Annotated in this window: 31 protein-coding genes; 30 read left to right on the top strand and 1 reads right to left on the bottom strand. The window is 48.0% G+C overall.

Annotated elements, in window-relative coordinates:
- Position 1 precedes the first annotated feature (1 nt).
- The 28 genes from rplP (at position 2) to rpsI (ending at position 15025) form a co-directional block, all read left to right on the top strand.
- Positions 2-439 carry a 50S ribosomal protein L16 gene (gene rplP, locus U719_RS00525; RefSeq protein WP_012369016.1) on the top strand — a complete coding sequence of 146 codons (438 nt, stop codon included), beginning with the start codon at positions 2-4 and terminating at the stop codon, positions 437-439.
- Positions 426-629 carry a 50S ribosomal protein L29 gene (rpmC, locus tag U719_RS00530; protein WP_012369017.1) on the top strand — a complete coding sequence of 68 codons (204 nt, stop codon included), beginning with the start codon at positions 426-428 and terminating at the stop codon, positions 627-629. The genes rplP and rpmC overlap by 14 nt, the downstream gene beginning before the upstream one ends.
- A 31-nt stretch (positions 630-660) precedes the next feature.
- Positions 661-924 carry a 30S ribosomal protein S17 gene (rpsQ, locus tag U719_RS00535; RefSeq protein WP_023466634.1) on the top strand — a complete coding sequence of 88 codons (264 nt, stop codon included), beginning with the start codon at positions 661-663 and terminating at the stop codon, positions 922-924.
- Between the two features lie 48 nt (positions 925-972).
- Positions 973-1341, top strand: a complete 369-nt coding sequence (rplN, locus tag U719_RS00540; protein WP_012369019.1) for a 50S ribosomal protein L14 — start codon at positions 973-975, stop codon at positions 1339-1341.
- 34 nt (positions 1342-1375) lie between these two features.
- A complete protein-coding gene (rplX, locus tag U719_RS00545) occupies positions 1376-1687 on the top strand; it encodes a 50S ribosomal protein L24 (protein ID WP_012369020.1) in 312 nt (103 codons plus the stop codon).
- Between the two features lie 31 nt (positions 1688-1718).
- Entirely contained in the window at positions 1719-2258 is a 540-nt protein-coding gene (gene rplE / locus U719_RS00550) for a 50S ribosomal protein L5 (protein WP_023466635.1), read from the top strand.
- Between the two features lie 14 nt (positions 2259-2272).
- Positions 2273-2542, top strand: a complete 270-nt coding sequence (rpsN, locus tag U719_RS00555) for a 30S ribosomal protein S14 (RefSeq protein ID WP_023466636.1) — start codon at positions 2273-2275, stop codon at positions 2540-2542.
- Positions 2543-2573: 31 nt separating this feature from the next.
- Positions 2574-2972 carry a 30S ribosomal protein S8 gene (gene rpsH, locus U719_RS00560; protein ID WP_012369023.1) on the top strand — a complete coding sequence of 133 codons (399 nt, stop codon included), beginning with the start codon at positions 2574-2576 and terminating at the stop codon, positions 2970-2972.
- Between the two features lie 31 nt (positions 2973-3003).
- Positions 3004-3540, top strand: coding sequence for a 50S ribosomal protein L6 (gene rplF / locus U719_RS00565; protein WP_023466637.1), 537 nt, complete (start codon positions 3004-3006; stop codon positions 3538-3540).
- 37 nt (positions 3541-3577) lie between these two features.
- Positions 3578-3928 carry a 50S ribosomal protein L18 gene (gene rplR / locus U719_RS00570; RefSeq protein ID WP_023466638.1) on the top strand — a complete coding sequence of 117 codons (351 nt, stop codon included), beginning with the start codon at positions 3578-3580 and terminating at the stop codon, positions 3926-3928.
- A gap of 22 nt (positions 3929-3950) precedes the next feature.
- Entirely contained in the window at positions 3951-4451 is a 501-nt protein-coding gene (gene rpsE, locus U719_RS00575) for a 30S ribosomal protein S5 (RefSeq protein WP_023466639.1), read from the top strand.
- 18 nt (positions 4452-4469) lie between these two features.
- Positions 4470-4655, top strand: a complete 186-nt coding sequence (gene rpmD / locus U719_RS00580; RefSeq protein ID WP_023466640.1) for a 50S ribosomal protein L30 — start codon at positions 4470-4472, stop codon at positions 4653-4655.
- 35 nt (positions 4656-4690) lie between these two features.
- Positions 4691-5149, top strand: a complete 459-nt coding sequence (gene rplO, locus U719_RS00585) for a 50S ribosomal protein L15 (RefSeq protein WP_023466641.1) — start codon at positions 4691-4693, stop codon at positions 5147-5149.
- Positions 5149-6438 (top strand): preprotein translocase subunit SecY, encoded by a 1290-nt coding sequence (secY, locus tag U719_RS00590; RefSeq protein ID WP_023466642.1) that lies wholly within the window; start codon positions 5149-5151, stop codon positions 6436-6438. The genes rplO and secY overlap by 1 nt, the downstream gene beginning before the upstream one ends.
- Before the next feature lie 71 nt (positions 6439-6509).
- A complete protein-coding gene (locus U719_RS00595; protein ID WP_023466643.1) occupies positions 6510-7157 on the top strand; it encodes an adenylate kinase in 648 nt (215 codons plus the stop codon).
- A complete protein-coding gene (gene map / locus U719_RS00600; protein WP_023466644.1) occupies positions 7157-7909 on the top strand; it encodes a type I methionyl aminopeptidase in 753 nt (250 codons plus the stop codon). Before U719_RS00595 ends, map begins: the two co-directional genes overlap by 1 nt.
- 149 nt (positions 7910-8058) lie before the next feature.
- Positions 8059-8277, top strand: a complete 219-nt coding sequence (gene infA / locus U719_RS00605; protein ID WP_012369032.1) for a translation initiation factor IF-1 — start codon at positions 8059-8061, stop codon at positions 8275-8277.
- A 33-nt stretch (positions 8278-8310) separates the two neighbouring features.
- Entirely contained in the window at positions 8311-8424 is a 114-nt protein-coding gene (gene rpmJ, locus U719_RS00610; protein ID WP_003156543.1) for a 50S ribosomal protein L36, read from the top strand.
- Between the two features lie 20 nt (positions 8425-8444).
- A complete protein-coding gene (gene rpsM, locus U719_RS00615; RefSeq protein ID WP_023466646.1) occupies positions 8445-8810 on the top strand; it encodes a 30S ribosomal protein S13 in 366 nt (121 codons plus the stop codon).
- Between the two features lie 16 nt (positions 8811-8826).
- Positions 8827-9222 carry a 30S ribosomal protein S11 gene (gene rpsK, locus U719_RS00620; protein WP_023466647.1) on the top strand — a complete coding sequence of 132 codons (396 nt, stop codon included), beginning with the start codon at positions 8827-8829 and terminating at the stop codon, positions 9220-9222.
- 137 nt (positions 9223-9359) lie between these two features.
- Complete coding sequence (locus U719_RS00625; RefSeq protein ID WP_023466648.1) at positions 9360-10304, top strand: DNA-directed RNA polymerase subunit alpha; 945 nt, start codon at positions 9360-9362, stop codon at positions 10302-10304.
- A 33-nt stretch (positions 10305-10337) separates the two neighbouring features.
- Positions 10338-10709, top strand: coding sequence for a 50S ribosomal protein L17 (rplQ, locus tag U719_RS00630; RefSeq protein WP_023466649.1), 372 nt, complete (start codon positions 10338-10340; stop codon positions 10707-10709).
- A gap of 98 nt (positions 10710-10807) precedes the next feature.
- Positions 10808-11638, top strand: coding sequence for an energy-coupling factor ABC transporter ATP-binding protein (locus U719_RS00635; protein ID WP_023466650.1), 831 nt, complete (start codon positions 10808-10810; stop codon positions 11636-11638).
- On the top strand, positions 11626-12480 hold the full coding sequence (locus U719_RS00640) for an energy-coupling factor transporter ATPase (RefSeq protein WP_023466651.1): 855 nt from the start codon (positions 11626-11628) through the stop codon (positions 12478-12480). Before U719_RS00635 ends, U719_RS00640 begins: the two co-directional genes overlap by 13 nt.
- Positions 12477-13268 carry an energy-coupling factor transporter transmembrane protein EcfT gene (locus tag U719_RS00645; protein ID WP_023466652.1) on the top strand — a complete coding sequence of 264 codons (792 nt, stop codon included), beginning with the start codon at positions 12477-12479 and terminating at the stop codon, positions 13266-13268. The genes U719_RS00640 and U719_RS00645 overlap by 4 nt, the downstream gene beginning before the upstream one ends.
- Positions 13268-14002: a tRNA pseudouridine(38-40) synthase TruA gene (truA, locus tag U719_RS00650; protein WP_023466653.1), complete on the top strand. Its 735-nt coding sequence runs from the start codon at positions 13268-13270 to the stop codon at positions 14000-14002. Before U719_RS00645 ends, truA begins: the two co-directional genes overlap by 1 nt.
- Before the next feature lie 168 nt (positions 14003-14170).
- Positions 14171-14608, top strand: coding sequence for a 50S ribosomal protein L13 (rplM, locus tag U719_RS00655; protein WP_023466654.1), 438 nt, complete (start codon positions 14171-14173; stop codon positions 14606-14608).
- A gap of 24 nt (positions 14609-14632) precedes the next feature.
- On the top strand, positions 14633-15025 hold the full coding sequence (rpsI, locus tag U719_RS00660; protein ID WP_023466655.1) for a 30S ribosomal protein S9: 393 nt from the start codon (positions 14633-14635) through the stop codon (positions 15023-15025).
- Between the two features lie 171 nt (positions 15026-15196).
- On the opposite strand, the gene U719_RS00665 is transcribed toward rpsI, so the two are convergent.
- Entirely contained in the window at positions 15197-15406 is a 210-nt protein-coding gene (locus U719_RS00665) for a hypothetical protein (RefSeq protein WP_041254961.1), read from the bottom strand.
- A gap of 95 nt (positions 15407-15501) precedes the next feature.
- Between U719_RS00665 and U719_RS00670 the strand changes: the two genes are divergently transcribed.
- Complete coding sequence (locus tag U719_RS00670; RefSeq protein WP_023466656.1) at positions 15502-16152, top strand: M15 family metallopeptidase; 651 nt, start codon at positions 15502-15504, stop codon at positions 16150-16152.
- 144 nt (positions 16153-16296) lie between these two features.
- A complete protein-coding gene (locus tag U719_RS00675; RefSeq protein WP_023466657.1) occupies positions 16297-17328 on the top strand; it encodes an Mrp/NBP35 family ATP-binding protein in 1032 nt (343 codons plus the stop codon).

Raw genomic sequence — 17328 nt, forward strand, 5'->3', positions numbered from 1 at the left:
CATGTTGTTACCAAAACGTGTAAAATATCGTCGTGTTCACCGCGGCAACATGCGTGGTAAAGCGAAACGTGGTACTACAGTACACTTCGGCGAGTTCGGTATCCAAGCTCAAGAAGCTAGCTGGATCACTAGCCGTCAAATCGAATCAGCGCGTATCGCGATGACTCGTTATATGAAACGTGGTGGTAAAGTGTGGATCAAGATCTTCCCACACAAGCCATACACTAAAAAACCTCTTGAAGTCCGAATGGGTTCAGGTAAAGGTGCTCCGGAGGGCTGGGTAGCAGTCGTCAAACCGGGTAAAGTAATGTTCGAAATCGCAGGAGTATCGGAAGAGATCGCACGCGAAGCTCTCCGTCTTGCATCACACAAACTTCCAGTAAAATGTAAGTTCGTAAAACGTGAAGAAAATGGTGGTGATACGAATGAAAGCAACTGATCTCCGTCAGCAAACAACTGAAGAGCTTAACGGTAAAGTCGGTTCGTGGAAAGAAGAGTTGTTCAACCTTCGTTTCCAACTCGCGACTGGTCAGCTTGAGAACCCTGCTCGTATCCGTGAAGTGCGCAAGTCGATTGCACGCGCGAAAACCGTTCTTCGTGAACGCGAACTCGGCATCAACAACGCATAATTCACTCGGATTCTGAGAGGAGGAACACTCAATGGAACGCACTAACAACCGCAAAGTGTTAACTGGACGCGTCGTTTCTGACAAAATGGACAAAACGATCGTAGTTACAGTTGAAACAAAAGTAAAGCACAAGCTTTACGGCAAACGCGTAAACTACTCTAAAAAGTACAAAGCGCATGATGAAAACAACACAGCTAAAATCGGTGATGTTGTACGCATTCAAGAAACACGTCCATTATCTAAGGACAAACGTTTCCGTCTCGTAGAAGTCATTGAAGAAGCAGTAATCATCTAAACTCTAATTAGTTCGGGTGAATAAACATCCGGAGGGAGGTACAATCGTATGATTCAACAAGAATCTCGCTTAAAAGTAGCAGACAACTCAGGAGCTCGTGAAGTCTTGACGATCAAAGTCCTCGGTGGTTCTGGTCGTAAAACTGCTAACATCGGTGACGTTATTGTTTGTACAGTAAAACAAGCAACACCAGGTGGCGTTGTCAAAAAAGGTGAAGTTGTACGCGCAGTAGTCGTTCGTACTAAACGTGGCGTTCGTCGTAAAGACGGTTCGTACATCCGTTTTGACGAAAACGCAGCAGTCATCATCAAAGATGACAAAAGCCCACGTGGCACACGTATCTTCGGACCAGTCGCACGCGAACTTCGTGAAAAAGACTTCATGAAGATCGTCTCGTTGGCACCGGAAGTACTTTAATTCCAAAGAATTCCTACAAGGAGGTGCTCTAACGATGCATGTCAAAAAAGGTGATAAAGTTCAGGTTATGACTGGTAAAGACAAAGGCAAACAAGGCGTTGTCCTTACAGCTATGCCTAAAAAAGATCGCGTAATCGTCGAAGGCGTTAACATGATCAAAAAACACTCAAAACCTTCTCAACTCAACCCGCAAGGCGGAATTGTCGAGAAAGAAGCACCGATTCACGTATCGAACGTTATGCTCATCGACCCTAAGACAGGTAACCCAACACGCGTTGGTTTCACTGTGGTTGACGGCAAGAAAGTACGTATCGCTAAAAAATCGGGCGAAGCTTTAGATAAATAAGAAGATTTAAAGAAAGGAGGTCCACTTTCTGATGAACCGTTTAAAAGCTAAATACCAAGACGAAATCGTCAAAGTAATGATGGAGAAATTCAATTACAGTTCTGTAATGCAAGCGCCGAAAGTCGATAAAATCGTAATCAACATGGGTGTTGGTGACGCTGTTACGAACTCTAAGGCACTTGACATGGCAGTCGAAGAGCTTCAGCTCCTCACTGGTCAGAAACCACTCATCACGAAAGCTAAGAAATCAATCGCTGGTTTCAAACTTCGTGAAGGTATGCCAATCGGTGCGAAGGTTACACTTCGTGGCGAGCGCATGTACGAATTCCTCGACAAGTTGATCAACGTGTCACTTCCACGTGTACGTGACTTCCGTGGCGTATCGAAAAAATCTTTCGATGGCCGTGGTAACTACACGCTAGGCGTGAAGGAACAATTGATCTTCCCAGAGATCGACTACGATCGCGTATCGAAAGTCCGTGGTATGGACATCGTTATCGTAACTACTGCTAACACGGATGAAGAGTCACGTGAGCTTCTCACTGCACTCGGCATGCCATTCCAAAAATAAGGGAGGTCGACAACATGGCTAAGAAATCAATGATCGCACGTGAAGTAAAACGTCAAGCACTCGTTGAGCGCTACGCTGAAAAACGCGCAGAATTGAAAGCACAAGGCGACTACATCGGCTTGAGCAAACTCCCACGTAACTCTTCAGCGGTTCGTTTACACAACCGTTGTAGTATCACTGGCCGTCCACACGGTTACATTGGTAAATTCGGTATCAGCCGTATTAAGTTCCGTGATCTTGCTCATAAAGGTCAAATCCCTGGTGTTAAAAAAGCAAGCTGGTAATTCATTAAAGTTGTGAAAGGAGGTACATCGCATGGTTATGACAGATCCGATTGCAGATATGCTTACACGCATTCGTAATGCAAACATGGTTCGCCATGAGAAGTTGGAAATGCCAGCTTCTACAATCAAACGTGAAGTCGCTGAAATCCTCAAACGTGAAGGTTTCATCCGCGATGTTGAATATCTCGAGGACAGCAAACAAGGTACGCTCCGCGTATTCCTTAAATACGGCGCAAGCAACGAGCGCGTTATCACTGGACTCAAACGTATCTCGAAACCAGGTCTTCGCGTTTACGCGAAAGCTGATGAAATCCCGAAAGTACTCGGTGGTCTCGGAATCGCTATCGTTTCAACATCTAAAGGTGTAATGACTGACAAAGAAGCTCGCCAACAAAAAGTCGGCGGCGAAGTGATCGCATACATCTGGTAATACACGCATAAAAAGAACGGAGGTGTCTTAAATGTCACGTATTGGTAAAAAGCCAGTCGTCATCCCAGCAGGCGTTACAGTAACAGTTGAAAACAACACGGTTACGGTAAAAGGTCCTAAAGGGGAACTCTCACGCGAGTTCAGCCCAGCTATGGCGATCAACGTAGAAGGTAATGAATTGACTGTCACTCGTCCGAACGACGAGAAAGCAAGCCGTACGATCCACGGAACGACTCGTGCGCTTATCGCGAACATGGTCGAAGGTGTTAGCAACGGTTTCGCTAAGACACTTGATATCCAAGGTGTTGGTTACCGTGCACAAAAGCAAGGTAACAAAATCGTACTCAACCTCGGTTACTCACACCCAATCGAGTACACTCCGGAACAAGGCATCGAAGTCGAAGTTCCTACGAATACGCAACTCATCGTTCGCGGAATCAGCAAAGAACGTGTTGGTCACGTCGCTGCATTGATCCGTTCGTACCGTCAACCTGAGCCGTACAAAGGTAAAGGTATTCGTTACAGTGATGAAGTCGTTCGTCGTAAAGAAGGTAAAACAGGTAAGTAATTCGCGAATGCGAATTGACCGGAAAGGAGTGGCATAAATGATCTCAAAGGCAGATAAAAACGCTACGCGTAAAAAACGTCATGGTCGTGTCCGTCGTACAATCATCGGGACTGCAACACGTCCACGTATGAACGTATTCCGTTCGAACAAGAACATTTACGTACAAGTCATTGACGATGCAACACATGCAACACTCGCATCTGCATCATCACTCGACCTTGAAAAAGGCAACACGACTGACGCTGCGGCAGCAGTTGGTAAGCTCGCAGCTGAGCGCGCTCTTGAAAAAGGTATCGAAACAGTCGTTTTCGACCGTGGAGGATATCTCTATCATGGACGTATCAAAGCTGTAGCTGAAGCAGCTCGTGAAGCTGGTCTCAAATTCTAATAGAAAAGGAGGGAACCTCTACATGCGCCAGTTAGAAATTAACATGGATCAACTCGAAGAACGCGTTGTTACCGTAAACCGCGTCGCGAAAGTAGTAAAAGGTGGCCGTCGCTTCCGTTTTGCTGCCCTCGTCGTCGTTGGTGACAAGAATGGTCACGTAGGTTTCGGTACGGGTAAAGCTCAGGAAGTGCCTGAAGCGATCCGTAAAGCAATCGAAGATGCTAAGAAAAACATGGTTAACGTTCCAATCGTTAACACAACAATTCCACACGAAGTCAACGGTGTATTCGGTGCAGGTCACGTCTTCTTGAAGCCTGCTTCTGAAGGTACTGGAGTCATCGCTGGTGGTCCAGTTCGTGCGGTTCTCGAATTAGCGGGAATCAACGACATTCTTTCAAAATCACTTGGATCAAGCACTCCAATCAACATGGTTCGTGCGACTGTCGAAGGTCTCACATCACTCAAACGTGCTGAAGAAGTTGCGAAACTCCGCGGTAAAACCGTCGAAGAACTTCGCGGTTAAGAAAGGGAGGGAAAACAGATGGCGAAACTCGCAGTTACCCTCACACGCAGCATGATCGGTCGTCCGGAGAACCAACGCGTTACTACTCGTACGCTTGGTCTCCGTAAGATGCACCAGACTGTTGTCGTACCTGACAACGCTGCTATGCGTGGGATGATTAACCACGTGTCACACTTAGTGACAGTAAAAGAAATTCAAGAGTAATAGTTCGATATAATTTTATGAGGAGGTGCCCCACTATGAAACTCCATGAATTGAAACCAGCTGCTGGTTCACGTTCAGAACGCAACCGTGTAGGTCGCGGTATGTCTTCTGGTAACGGTAAGACTTCTGGTAACGGTAAGACTTCTGGCCGTGGTCACAAAGGTCAAAAAGCTCGTTCAGGCGGTGGTGTTCGTCCAGGTTTCGAAGGTGGACAAAACCCACTTTACCGTCGTTTACCAAAACGCGGCTTCAACAACCCAACTCGTAAAGAGTTCGCGGTCATTAACCTTGACACACTCAACCGTTTTGAAGAAGGAACTGAAGTTACTCCAGAACTTCTTGTCGAGACTCGTGCAGTCAAAGGCATGAAAGACGGCGTGAAAATTCTTTCTAACGGTAAGATCGAAAAGAAACTAACAGTCAAAGCTCATAAGTTCTCCGACGCTGCGAAGCAAGCAATCGAAGCTGCCGGCGGTACGGTTGAGGTGATCTAATGTTTCAAGCGATCTCCAATATGTGGCGCGTAGCTGACATTCGTCGGCGCATTCTCTTTACCTTGGCATTGGTTATCGTGTTCCGGATTGGAGCACATATCCCGGTGCCGATGGTAAACACGGAAGTGTTCAAGATTGACCAGAATGGTATTCTTGGTTTCTTGAACTCGTTCGGCGGGAATGCTTTGCAGAATTTCTCACTCTTTGCGATGGGAATCATGCCGTATATCACGGCCTCGATCGTTGTCCAACTCTTACAGATGGACGTTGTTCCAAAGTTTGCCGAATGGGCAAAACAAGGAGAGGCGGGCCGTAAGAAGTTAGCAACGGTAACGCGCTATGGAACGATCGTACTCGGCTTAGTCCAAGCGTTTGGAATCGCGCTTGGATTTAACCGTATCTACCCAGGTCTTGTCGACGAACAGTTCGGCACCTGGACATACGTTATGATTGCACTCGTATTGACAGCGGGAACAGCATTCTTGATGTTCATCGGTGAACTCATCACGGAGAAGGGCATTGGTAACGGGATATCAATGATCATCTTCGCCGGGATCGTCGCGGGCTTCCCGAATGCATTCCGCCAGATTTACGAAACGAAGCTCCAAAATGCAGGGGATGCTTTGTTTGTAAACGTGCTTTATATCGTACTCTTGCTTTTAATCATCATCGCGGTCATCGTCGGAGTCATCTATGTTCAGCAAGCTGCACGTAAGATTCCGATTCAGTACGCTAAGCGTACGGTGAACCGGACACCAGTTGGCGGTCAATCGGCACACTTACCGATCAAATTGAACGCTGCCGGTGTTATTCCAGTCATCTTCGCGGTGTCGTTCATGGTGACGCCACCAACGATTGCGAGTTTCTTTGCAAGTCCGGAAACGGCAACGAAGATCCGTGACATTTTCGACTACACGAGTCCAATCGGTATGTCGATCTATGTGGCACTGATCATCGCGTTCTCGTACTTCTACACATTCGTTCAGGTTAACCCGGAACAAATGGCAGAGAACCTTCAAAAACAAGGCGGATACATTCCTGGTATTCGTCCTGGTAAGCAAACGGAGCAGTACATCACGAAGATTCTATATCGTCTGACATTCTTCGGTTCACTCTTCCTAGCTGTCATCGCGGTGACGCCGACATTCTTTATTAAGTTTGCTGGCTTACCGAACTCGGTGCAGATTGGTGGAACGAGCTTGTTGATCGTCATCGGTGTAGGACTAGAGACGATGAAACAGATTGAAAGTCAATTGGTTAAACGACACTACAAAGGCTTTATCCGATAAGGCGGGAGGAAGGGGACCATCCCTTTCCTTTCTGTTGTGTCTATAGAGCTATAGAAGTGGAGGCTACCGACATGAATCTAGTATTGATGGGTTTGCCGGGTGCTGGTAAAGGAACGCAGGCTGCGAAAATCATCGAAGACTATGCGATCCCCCACATCTCGACAGGCGACATGTTCCGCGCGGCGATCAAAGATTCAACGCCACTCGGACAAGAAGCGAAATCATACATGGATAAAGGGGAACTCGTTCCGGACGAAGTCACAATCGGCATCGTACGTGAGCGTCTCGCCAAAGAAGACTGTGCAAATGGTTTTCTCCTTGACGGTTTCCCACGCACAGTGAAACAAGCAGATGCTCTTGAAGCATTACTTGAAGATCTGGGCAAACAAATTGATCACGTCATCCACATCGGTGTAGACCCGGAGAAACTTGTCCCTCGTTTGACAGGTCGCCGGATTTGCCCAACTTGCGGAGCAACGTATCATGTTCTCTACAACCCACCAAAAGTGGAGGGGATCTGTGATATCGACGGATCAGCACTTGTACAACGTGAAGATGACCAAGAGGAGACAGTACGTCGTCGCTTGGAAGTCAACGTCGCTCAAGCGCAACCTTTGATTGACTTTTACGCAGAAAAAGGGTATCTTCGTAATTTGGACGGTGATCGTCCAATCAACGATGTATATTCCGATGTTCAGGCACTCCTTGGTGATCAGTAATGATCATCACGAAAGCGCCGCGTGAAATCGACATCATGCGTAAAGCAGGACAAATCGTCGCCCGGACGCATAAGGAGCTTCAAGCTCACATTCGCCCAGGTATCACGACGGGGCAACTCGACGCGATCGCTGAACGCTATATTCGAAGTCAAGGGGCAACACCATCGTTTAAAGGGTATAATGGTTTCACGGGTAGCATCTGTGCTTCCGTGAACGAAGAGCTTGTCCATGGTATTCCGGGAGATCGTGTACTTCAGGACGGTGACATCATCTCGATTGACATCGGAGCAGAGTACAATGGGTATCACGGAGATTCAGCCTGGACATATCCGGTAGGTACAATCTCTGAAGAGACGAAGCGGTTACTTGACGTAACTGAAGAATCTCTGTATAAAGGATTGGAGCGCGCCAAAGCTGGCGTGCACCTGACAGATATTTCGCATGCGATTCAGTCACATGTTGAAGCTGCGAATTTTTCTGTAGTCCGCGAATATGTGGGCCACGGCGTGGGACAAAATTTGCATGAAGATCCGCAAATTCCACATTATGGACCACCGGGGAAAGGGCCGCGCCTGAAAACCGGCATGACACTGGCAATTGAGCCAATGGTCAATGTCGGGAAACGCTATGTTCGCACACTATCCGACAATTGGACGGTAGTGACGGTGGACGGTAGCATGTGCGCCCACTTTGAGCACACCATCGCCATCACAGACGACGGCTACGAGATCTTAACGGTCGATGCAGAGTGAGCTGTGCGCGTTATTGGTGTCACCTTTCTATAAGCCAGTATCCACTCGTGTTTGTGACCGATGATCTCTCAATGGCTCTTGTAGAAAGCCCCTAGCGCTACAAATCGTCTGGGCTCCCAATCAACTTTATAGAGAAAGGGGTATAATTGATGGCGAAACAAGATGTAATCGAAGTGGAAGGTACGGTTATCGAGCCGCTTCCAAACGCGATGTTTAAGGTGGAGTTAGAAAACGGCCACACGGTCCTCGCGCACGTCTCAGGAAAAATTCGGATGCACTTCATTCGGATCTTGCCAGGAGATAAAGTAACGGTTGAGTTGTCACCATACGACTTGACTCGCGGACGGATCACATACCGTTTCAAATAAAAACTCCGATTTTTTCAGGAGGAGGTATTCACAATGAAAGTAAGACCTTCGGTTAAACCGATCTGTGAAAAATGTAAAGTTATCCGCCGTAAAGGCAAAGTAATGGTTATTTGCGAAAACCCTAAGCATAAACAAAAACAAGGGTAATTAAACAAGGAGGTGCACACATGGCACGTATTGCTGGTGTAGATATTCCACGTGAGAAACGCATCGTCATCTCACTCACTTACATCTATGGTGTTGGTAAAACGACTGCTCAAAAAGTCTTGAAAGAAACTGGTATCTCTGAAGATACTCGTACTCGCGACTTGACTGAGGAACAATTGAACCAACTTCGTGATGGTTTAGACAAAATCAAAGTTGAGGGTGACCTTCGTCGTGAAATCTCACTCAACATCAAACGTTTGATCGAAATCGGTTGCTACCGTGGTGTTCGTCACCGTCGTGGTCTTCCAGTTCGTGGTCAAAACACTAAAAACAACTCGCGTACTCGTAAAGGCCCACGCCGTACAGTAGCGAACAAGAAGAAGTAAGGGAGGGTAAACTAAGATGGCAAAACGCAAACAGAACGTTCGTAGTAAACGTAAAGTCAAAAAGAATATTGAATCTGGTATCGTGCATATCCGTTCAACATTCAACAACACGATCGTTACGATCACTGATATGCAAGGGAATGCAATCTCTTGGGCAACTGCAGGTAACATGGGCTTCAAAGGCTCACGTAAATCGACTCCTTTCGCTGCACAAATGGCATCTGAAACAGCTGCTAAAACAGCAATGGATAACGGTATGCGTACTGTAGAAGTTAACGTTAAAGGTCCTGGTGCAGGTCGTGAAGCAGCTATCCGTGCTCTTCAAGCAATCGGTCTCGAAGTCACTGCAATCCGTGACGTTACTCCAGTACCACACAACGGTTGCCGCCCTCCAAAACGTCGTCGCGTGTAACCCGTCTTGTACTGCAGAGCGGGGATTCGAGTAGACTTTTGTTGATCGTTTGACCAAGCAAGGCAGTAGAAACGTACACAAGACGGTTGGCGATTGAACGCGATGGCCAACATGACGATATTCAAGGAGGGGTTCAGATGATCGAAATCGAAAAACCGAAGATTGAAACGATCGAGTTAAGCGAGAACGCTACGTTTGGTAAATTCGTAGTTGAGCCGCTTGAGCGTGGATTCGGTACAACGCTTGGTAACTCATTGCGTCGTATCCTATTGTCTTCACTTCCGGGTGCTGCAGTCACTGCAGTCCAAATCGATGGCGTTCTTCATGAGTTCTCGACGATTGATGGCGTTGTAGAAGACGTTACCCAAATCATCTTGAACCTTAAGAAACTCGCCCTCAAAGTGTACTCGGAAGAAGAGAAAACGCTTGAGATCGATATTCAAGGCGCTGGTGTTGTCACTGCTGCGAACATTACGCATGACAGCGACGTCGAAATCCTCAACCCAGAACTTCACATCGCAACGCTTGCAGAAGGTGCATCACTTCATATGCGTCTGACAGCACGCCGTGGTCGTGGGTATGTTCAGGCTGAAGATAACAAACGGGACGATATGCCAATCGGTGTAATCCCAATCGACTCGATTTACACGCCAATTCAACGTGTAAATTATCAAGTTGAAAAAACACGTGTCGGTCAAGATGCGAGCTTCGATAAGTTGACGCTTGATGTTTGGACGGACGGTTCAATCCGCCCTGAAGAAGCAGTGTCACTCGGTGCGAAAATCATGACAGAACACTTAAACATCTTTGTTGGTCTTACGGACGAAGCGCTCCATGCTGAAATCATGGTCGAAAAGGAAGAAGATCAAAAAGAAAAAGTACTCGAAATGACGATCGAAGAACTCGATCTCTCAGTTCGTTCGTACAACTGTTTGAAACGCGCTGGTATCAACACGGTTCAAGAACTCGCGAACAAGAGCGAAGACGAGATGATGAAAGTCCGTAACCTCGGACGTAAATCACTCGAGGAAGTTCAAGCGAAACTCGACGAACTCGGACTAGGCTTGCGCAAAGAAGACTAATACTATTAATTGCACGAAGGAGGGAATCCATCCATGGCATACTCGAAATTAGGCCGTACAAGCTCACAACGTAAGGCACTTTTGCGTGACCTTGCGACTGATCTCATCATCAATGAGCGTATCCAAACTACAGAACAAAAAGCGAAGGAACTTCGTCCAGTCGTAGAGAAACTCATCACTTTAGGTAAACGCGGTGATCTCCACGCTCGTCGTCAAGTTGCATCGTTCGTTCGCCGTGAAGCTGCTGGTCAAAACGCAGAGGGCAAAGCACAAGACGCGATCCAAAAATTATTCGCTGATGTGGCTCCACGTTTTGCTGAGCGTCAAGGTGGTTACACACGCATCATGAAAATGGGACCACGTCGTGGTGACGGCGCAGAAATGGTCATCATCGAACTCGTTTAATCCTCATTAAATGATTCGCCATAAAAGGGCAGTGCGTATCCCGCTTCTGCCCTTTTGCTACAAAATGAAAGTATTGATTTGATGAAGGAGGAGAGATCATGGACAAGCTGATTGAACTGGAACAGGTCACCTATCGGTATCCGGAACAGGAGCAAGCAGCCCTACAAGAAGTCTCTCTGACGATTCGTTCAGGTGAATGGGTCGCCATCGTTGGTCACAACGGCTCTGGAAAATCAACGCTGACGAAATTGTTTAATGGACTGTTGTTACCGGAGACAGGGACCGTTACGGTTGCTGAGCGCTTTTCAAGTGCGAATCCGGAACAACTGTGGGAGATGCGTCGAGCAATCGGCATCGTCTTCCAAAATCCAGACAATCAATTCGTTGGCACGACCGTGCGCGACGACGTGGCATTTGCTCTAGAAAACTGGGGTGTGCCACGCGAGGAAATGGTTCGTCGTATCGACGACAGTCTAGCGCGCGTTGGCCTTACGGATTTTGTTGATCGGGAACCCCATCAACTATCCGGCGGACAGAAGCAGCGTGTCGCAATCGCTTCGGCGCTTGCGATGCGCCCTGATGTTCTCGTGCTCGATGAAGCTACATCGATGCTTGATCCATTAGCACGACAAGAGGTCATGTCGACCGTTCAGGAACTCCATGCGACCCACCCAATGGCGGTCATCGCGATTACACACGAATTAGACGAAGTATTACGGGCTAGTCGTGTCATCGTCATGGATGCCGGGAAAATCGTATTAGAAGGATCCCCTCAGGAAGTCTTTCGTCATGCATCGTTCTTAGAAGACATCGGACTCGATGTTCCATTCGTTGTTCGGGTACAAGAACGTTTACGGGCGCAAGGTCTCTCACTCGAGGAGACGATACTAGATGAAAGAGAATTGGTGAACCGTTTATGCCAATCTTAATCCAGGAATTAAATTATACGTATCAACTCAATAGTCCGTTCGAACGAGTCGCGCTGCGTGATGTGAATCTTGAGATTCCGTCAGGGGCGCTTGTTGCGTTTGTAGGGCACACCGGATCCGGGAAATCGACGCTCGTGCAGCACATCAATGGGTTGCTCAAGCCGACAGCGGGGAAGGTACAAGTCGATGACATCATCGTCGAACCGAAGAAAAAACAGGACCTCAAGCCATTAAGACGTCGCGTCGGGCTTGTTTTTCAATATCCGGAATATCAATTGTTCGAAGAGACGGTCTTAAAGGATGTCATGTTCGGTCCGATGAACTTCGGTCATGATGCCGCGAAGGCTGAGCAATTAGCGAAAGAGGCATTACGGACTGTCGGACTCGATGAAGTCTTTTGGAGTCGTTCGCCGTTTGACCTGTCTGGTGGGCAAATGAGGCGTGTTGCAATTGCCGGCGTACTCGCTAGTCAACCAGACGTGTTGATCGTCGATGAGCCGACGGCAGGACTCGATCCGCAAGGACGCAAGCATATGCTGAGTCTATTTGCCCGGCTCCATGCAGAGACCGGTATGACGTTGCTCCTGATCACGCACGACATGGATCAGGTGCTTGAGTATGCCGAGCGCGTCATCGTCATGGAAAACGCTCAGGTGGCGTTTGACGGGCTACCGCTTGACCTGTTTAAAGAAGAGACATTGCTCGAGCAATTCCACCTCGATCTTCCGCACGTCTTATCGCTTGCTTGGCAAGTTGCTGATCGGCGTGGATTGCAACGACCGGACATCCGGACGGAGACCGAGTTGATCGAGTGGTTGATGACGAAAGGGGTGAGCGAATGATCGTCGGACAACATATTCCCGGTCAGTCGTACTTGCACCGGTCGTCGGCACTCGCGAAGATCATCTTTGCTTTCTGCTTCATTCCGCTCGTCTTTCTCGCGAACAACGCAGCAACGAATATTTTTTTACTTGTCTTTACGTTCTTAGCACTCATGAGTAGTCGCTTACCGCTTCGTTATGTTCTAAAAGGACTGCGACCGATTTTATTCCTGATCGTCTTTACGTTCGTCATCCAGCTATTCTTCACGCGCGAAGGGGCTGTACTCTTTGAGTTCGGCTGGCTTCGGATCTATGAAGAAGGACTGCGACTCGCGATCATCGTCTCATTGCGTTTCTTCTATCTTGTCTCGATCACGACACTCGTCACGCTGACGACCTCACCGATCGAATTGACAGATGCGATTGAGTTGTTGTTAAAGCCGTTCAAGGTCGTCCGTGTTCCAACGCATGAGATCGCGCTCATGTTATCGATCTCGCTTCGGTTCTTACCAACCTTAGCGGAGGAGACGGAGAAAATCATGAAGGCACAGCAAGCACGTGGTGTTGATTTATCGGCAGGACCAATCAAGGAACGTTTACGGGCGATCATTCCGTTATTGATTCCGTTGTTCATCTCCGCCTTTAAGCGGGCAGAGGATCTTGCGATAGCAATGGAAGCGCGGGGATACCGTGGAGGAGAGGGGCGGACACGCCTACGGGAATCCAAGTGGACGATGCGGGATACAGGTCTGATGATCCTACTCGTCCTCCTAACGATCAGTTTAGTAGGATTGCGAGGGATCGGTTAATGCGTCGTTTAAAATGTACGATTCAATATGACGGAACCGGCTACGCCGGGTATCAGGTGCAACCAAACGGATTGACGATTCAAGAAGTGATTGAAACGACGCTTGCGCGGATGCACAAACATCCCGTCAAGATCATCGGGTCGGGACGGACGGATGCGAGGGTGCATGCCTACGGGCAAGTCATTCATTTTGATACGGAACTAGCGATTCCCCCGGAGAACGTCGTCAAGGCACTGAATACGCTCTTACCAGCGGATATTCGTGTCCGGAGCTGCGAAGAGGTCGAACCGACCTTTGAAGCGCGTTACGACGTCGTAGGGAAGGAATACCGTTATTTCGTCCGCCGCGAAGAAAATGCGTTTCGTCGGAATCTATCGGTTCATATCCCGTATCCGCTTGATCTCGAGCGCATCCGTCAAGGGATGGCCCATCTCGTCGGGACGCACGACTTCAGTTCGTTCTGTGTCGCGAAGACGGAAACGGATAACCGGGTCCGGACGATTTACGAGGCAGAGTTGATGACGATCGGTGACGAACTCGTCTTTCGGTTCCAGGGCAGTGGGTTTCTCTATAATCAAATCCGGATCATGGTCGGGACATTACTTGACGTCGGACGCGGTCGTTTTGCACCAGAGGACATTAAAAAAATGTTGCTGGCAAAGGACCGGAACGTCGCAGGCGTGACGGCGCCTCCTCATGGACTCTATCTATGGGAAGTTTTCTATCCGGAGTGAAAAAAGGCAATTGACATTGGCTATTAAAAAACATACAATGTTTATTGGCATTTCATTTATTATGAAACCACAATCTTAGCCCCGTACACCTAAGATTATGATAGATTCACCTAGTGAATAAATGAAAAATCAAAAACAGAACTTTTAATTCCTTAGGAGGTATTTTACATGCGCACAACTTTCATGGCGAAAGCTACTGATGTAGAACGCAAATGGCTCCTTATCGACGCTGAAGGTAAAACACTCGGTCGCCTTGCGAGCGAAGTTTCATCACTTCTCCGTGGTAAGCACAAGCCTACGTTCACACCACACGTTGACTGTGGGGATAACGTTATCCTCATCAACGTTGAGAAAATCGTTTTAACTGGTAACAAACTCGACAAAAAAGTCTACTACCGTCACTCTGGTCATCCAGGCGGCTTAAAGCAGACTGTTGCACGCGATATGCTTGCTAACAAACCTGAGCGCATGCTTGAACTCGCGATCAAAGGGATGCTTCCAAAAGGTAGCCTCGGTCGTCAAATGTTCAACAAACTCCACGTCTACGCTGGAGCTGCACACAAGCACGAAGCACAACAACCAGAAGTTTACGAACTTCGCGGTTAATACGAATTTAGGAGGAACTACACGATGGCAGATGTACGTTACTACGGCACTGGTCGCCGGAAACACGCGGCAGCGCGCGTTTTCCTCGTTGCTGGAGACGGTAAAGTCACAGTTAACGGTCGCGATATCAGCGAATACTTCGGTTATGAGACATTGATCATGACTGCAAAAGAACCACTCGTAATCACAGAAACAGAAGGCAAGTACGATGTAATCGTAACGGTCAAAGGCGGCGGCTTCACTGGTCAAGCAGGCGCTATCCGTCACGGTATCTCACGTGCTCTTCTTCAAGCGGATCCAGAATTCCGCGGCGCACTCAAAGCGAAAGGCTTCTTGACTCGTGATGCTCGTATGAAAGAGCGTAAAAAATACGGTCTTAAAGCAGCTCGTCGTGCACCACAATTCTCGAAACGTTAATTCTTTTCGAATCCCTCTCACCCTTGTGGTGGGAGGTTTTTTTGTGCATTGAAAAATCGCTCTCCTGACGAAGTGTCAGAACAGCGATTCAAGTCAAGACGACGGAGTGGAGCGTAATCGGTGCAATATCGTCAGAAGAAGATAGAGGATGACGATCGTCAACGGGATGCTTCAAATAAAGAGAGATTGTATGAATTGGGTAGGTGTATGTGTCGTCGCTTGACCGACATGTCCCGTAAAAGAGGTTTCTTCACTCAAGACGGTTGCATTGTCCGGTAACTCCGTCTTGGTAGCTACGGTCGGTTGCAGCGTCAGATACAGGATGAAGCCAAGGTGTAAGAGACAGGTGACGCCAAGCGTCCAAATAAAGCGTTTTTTCATAGGATGCTCCTTTTGATATAAGTTAAAATCATTCTGCATTCCATAAGTATAGCGGATTTTGTTTTCGGGAACAGGAGACAAAGGGGTGAGTATAGATGGCATTATCGATCAGCTGGTTACTCGAGCGAGCGAATCGGAAGTTGAATGCTTCGGGACTGTCACGAGAAGTCGCCAAACGGACGCAAGAAGTCATCCGGGAGATGCATGCGCAAGGGATTTATGTCGGTGTCGCACAAGGGTACCGATCGATCGTAGAACAGAATCGGTTGTACGCACAGGGAAGGACACTACCAGGACCAATCGTAACGAATGCACGCGGCGGACAATCGAGTCATAACCGCGGCATTGCCGTCGACCTCTTTCAATATTCCAAAGACGGTACACAAGCGCTGTTTCGAAACGATCAAAGCTTTCAAAAGATTGTTGCTGCGATGAAACGACGTGGCTTTTCTTGGGGTGGGGACTGGACGAGTTTTAAGGACTATCCACACTTTGAATTACTAGGAGTGTCTGAAGAAACGCCGAATCGCTCTCGTGATATCGTTCCGTATCCAGGTCGTCCGTTGTATCAAGGTGCAGCCAATATGAATCCGCGGGATATTGAACGAATTCAGCGTGCAGTCAAAGCAACCGTGACTCGGCGCTTTGATGCAGAGACGGCTCAGAAGGTGCGTGCCTATCAAACACGTCAAGGACTTGATGTCGATGGTGTCGTGGGTCCTCGTACATGGAACCGAATGTTCTAAAACGAGTGAATGATCGAGAGAAATGATGAAAACCGACACTGGACATGGAAAAGTCATCCTTTCCGGTGTCGAAATGTGCAAGCGCTCTCTTATTTTTGTTATACTAATAAGGATTAAATCGAACGTTTTCAGGGGGAAGGCACTATGTTGAATGAACAAGAAATTCGCGAGGTAGTCGGAACGCTCGTCGATCCGACGATTGACCGCCCGCTTGCAGATACGAACGGCATTCGTGACGTCCGGATTAAAGGTGATTATGTCAGTCTGAAAATTGCTTTAGCACAATCCGGTTCTGGGGAGCAACTTGTGCTCCAACAGCAAATCGTCAAGGAACTAAAAGAAAAAGGATTCAAGACGGTGGGACTCCGTTTTGAGGCACTCGGTGATCACGGGATTCAAGCAGCGACGACACCGTCGATCCTCAAACCAGAATCCGGTACGACGTTCATCGCGATCGCTTCTGGTAAAGGCGGCGTCGGAAAATCAACGGTTTCTGTTAACCTAGCAGTCGCCCTCGCACGAGCAGGGAAGAAAGTCGGGTTGATTGATGCCGATATCTACGGCTTTAGTGTTCCAGACATGATGGGAATTGAAACACGTCCGACTGTCGTCAACGACCGAATCGTTCCACCAGAACGCTTTGGCGTCAAGGTCATCTCAATGGGCTTCTTCGTCGAAGATAATGCACCAGTCATCTGGCGGGGACCAATGCTCGGGAAGATGCTCAATAACTTCTTCGCAGACGTCGAATGGGGCGATCTCGATTACTTGTTGCTTGATCTTCCACCGGGGACAGGGGATGTCGCGCTCGACATTCATTCGATGCTCCCGAGCTGTCAGGAAGTCATCGTCACGACACCTCACGCAACAGCTGCTTTCGTTGCAGCACGAGCAGGAGCAATGGCGATCAAGACGAACCATCGTCTCCTCGGAATCGTCGAGAACATGGCGTACTTTGAAAGCAAAGTGACAGGCGAAAAAGAATATGTCTTCGGTAGTGGTGGCGGAGAGAGGTTGTCAGAAGCGTTAAAAACCGATATTCTAGCTAAGATTCCACTTGGACAACCATATGCGAATGATGCGGACTTCGCCCCATCGATCTATCGCGATGAACATCCATTTGAGACGTACTATAATGAACTCGCCACGCGTGTCATCGAAAAAGTAGAGGGATAA

The organism is Exiguobacterium sp. MH3 (genome assembly GCF_000496635.1).
Taxonomy (GTDB): Bacteria; Bacillota; Bacilli; order Exiguobacteriales; family Exiguobacteriaceae; genus Exiguobacterium_A; species Exiguobacterium_A indicum.

Excerpts from the sequence above, each read along its gene's own strand:
- rplP (WP_012369016.1), top strand. The coding sequence starts at position 2 with ATGTTGTTACCAAAACGTGTAAAATATCGTCGTGTTCACCGCGGCAAC.
- rpmC (WP_012369017.1), top strand. The coding sequence starts at position 426 with ATGAAAGCAACTGATCTCCGTCAGCAAACAACTGAAGAGCTTAACGGT.
- rpsQ (WP_023466634.1), top strand. The coding sequence starts at position 661 with ATGGAACGCACTAACAACCGCAAAGTGTTAACTGGACGCGTCGTTTCT.
- rplN (WP_012369019.1), top strand. The coding sequence starts at position 973 with ATGATTCAACAAGAATCTCGCTTAAAAGTAGCAGACAACTCAGGAGCT.
- rplX (WP_012369020.1), top strand. The coding sequence starts at position 1,376 with ATGCATGTCAAAAAAGGTGATAAAGTTCAGGTTATGACTGGTAAAGAC.
- rplE (WP_023466635.1), top strand. The coding sequence starts at position 1,719 with ATGAACCGTTTAAAAGCTAAATACCAAGACGAAATCGTCAAAGTAATG.
- rpsN (WP_023466636.1), top strand. The coding sequence starts at position 2,273 with ATGGCTAAGAAATCAATGATCGCACGTGAAGTAAAACGTCAAGCACTC.
- rpsH (WP_012369023.1), top strand. The coding sequence starts at position 2,574 with ATGGTTATGACAGATCCGATTGCAGATATGCTTACACGCATTCGTAAT.
- rplF (WP_023466637.1), top strand. The coding sequence starts at position 3,004 with ATGTCACGTATTGGTAAAAAGCCAGTCGTCATCCCAGCAGGCGTTACA.
- rplR (WP_023466638.1), top strand. The coding sequence starts at position 3,578 with ATGATCTCAAAGGCAGATAAAAACGCTACGCGTAAAAAACGTCATGGT.
- rpsE (WP_023466639.1), top strand. The coding sequence starts at position 3,951 with ATGCGCCAGTTAGAAATTAACATGGATCAACTCGAAGAACGCGTTGTT.
- rpmD (WP_023466640.1), top strand. The coding sequence starts at position 4,470 with ATGGCGAAACTCGCAGTTACCCTCACACGCAGCATGATCGGTCGTCCG.
- rplO (WP_023466641.1), top strand. The coding sequence starts at position 4,691 with ATGAAACTCCATGAATTGAAACCAGCTGCTGGTTCACGTTCAGAACGC.
- secY (WP_023466642.1), top strand. The coding sequence starts at position 5,149 with ATGTTTCAAGCGATCTCCAATATGTGGCGCGTAGCTGACATTCGTCGG.
- U719_RS00595 (WP_023466643.1), top strand. The coding sequence starts at position 6,510 with ATGAATCTAGTATTGATGGGTTTGCCGGGTGCTGGTAAAGGAACGCAG.
- map (WP_023466644.1), top strand. The coding sequence starts at position 7,157 with ATGATCATCACGAAAGCGCCGCGTGAAATCGACATCATGCGTAAAGCA.
- infA (WP_012369032.1), top strand. The coding sequence starts at position 8,059 with ATGGCGAAACAAGATGTAATCGAAGTGGAAGGTACGGTTATCGAGCCG.
- rpmJ (WP_003156543.1), top strand. The coding sequence starts at position 8,311 with ATGAAAGTAAGACCTTCGGTTAAACCGATCTGTGAAAAATGTAAAGTT.
- rpsM (WP_023466646.1), top strand. The coding sequence starts at position 8,445 with ATGGCACGTATTGCTGGTGTAGATATTCCACGTGAGAAACGCATCGTC.
- rpsK (WP_023466647.1), top strand. The coding sequence starts at position 8,827 with ATGGCAAAACGCAAACAGAACGTTCGTAGTAAACGTAAAGTCAAAAAG.
- U719_RS00625 (WP_023466648.1), top strand. The coding sequence starts at position 9,360 with ATGATCGAAATCGAAAAACCGAAGATTGAAACGATCGAGTTAAGCGAG.
- rplQ (WP_023466649.1), top strand. The coding sequence starts at position 10,338 with ATGGCATACTCGAAATTAGGCCGTACAAGCTCACAACGTAAGGCACTT.
- U719_RS00635 (WP_023466650.1), top strand. The coding sequence starts at position 10,808 with ATGGACAAGCTGATTGAACTGGAACAGGTCACCTATCGGTATCCGGAA.
- U719_RS00640 (WP_023466651.1), top strand. The coding sequence starts at position 11,626 with ATGCCAATCTTAATCCAGGAATTAAATTATACGTATCAACTCAATAGT.
- U719_RS00645 (WP_023466652.1), top strand. The coding sequence starts at position 12,477 with ATGATCGTCGGACAACATATTCCCGGTCAGTCGTACTTGCACCGGTCG.
- truA (WP_023466653.1), top strand. The coding sequence starts at position 13,268 with ATGCGTCGTTTAAAATGTACGATTCAATATGACGGAACCGGCTACGCC.
- rplM (WP_023466654.1), top strand. The coding sequence starts at position 14,171 with ATGCGCACAACTTTCATGGCGAAAGCTACTGATGTAGAACGCAAATGG.
- rpsI (WP_023466655.1), top strand. The coding sequence starts at position 14,633 with ATGGCAGATGTACGTTACTACGGCACTGGTCGCCGGAAACACGCGGCA.
- U719_RS00665 (WP_041254961.1), bottom strand. The coding sequence starts at position 15,406 with ATGAAAAAACGCTTTATTTGGACGCTTGGCGTCACCTGTCTCTTACAC.
- U719_RS00670 (WP_023466656.1), top strand. The coding sequence starts at position 15,502 with ATGGCATTATCGATCAGCTGGTTACTCGAGCGAGCGAATCGGAAGTTG.
- U719_RS00675 (WP_023466657.1), top strand. The coding sequence starts at position 16,297 with ATGTTGAATGAACAAGAAATTCGCGAGGTAGTCGGAACGCTCGTCGAT.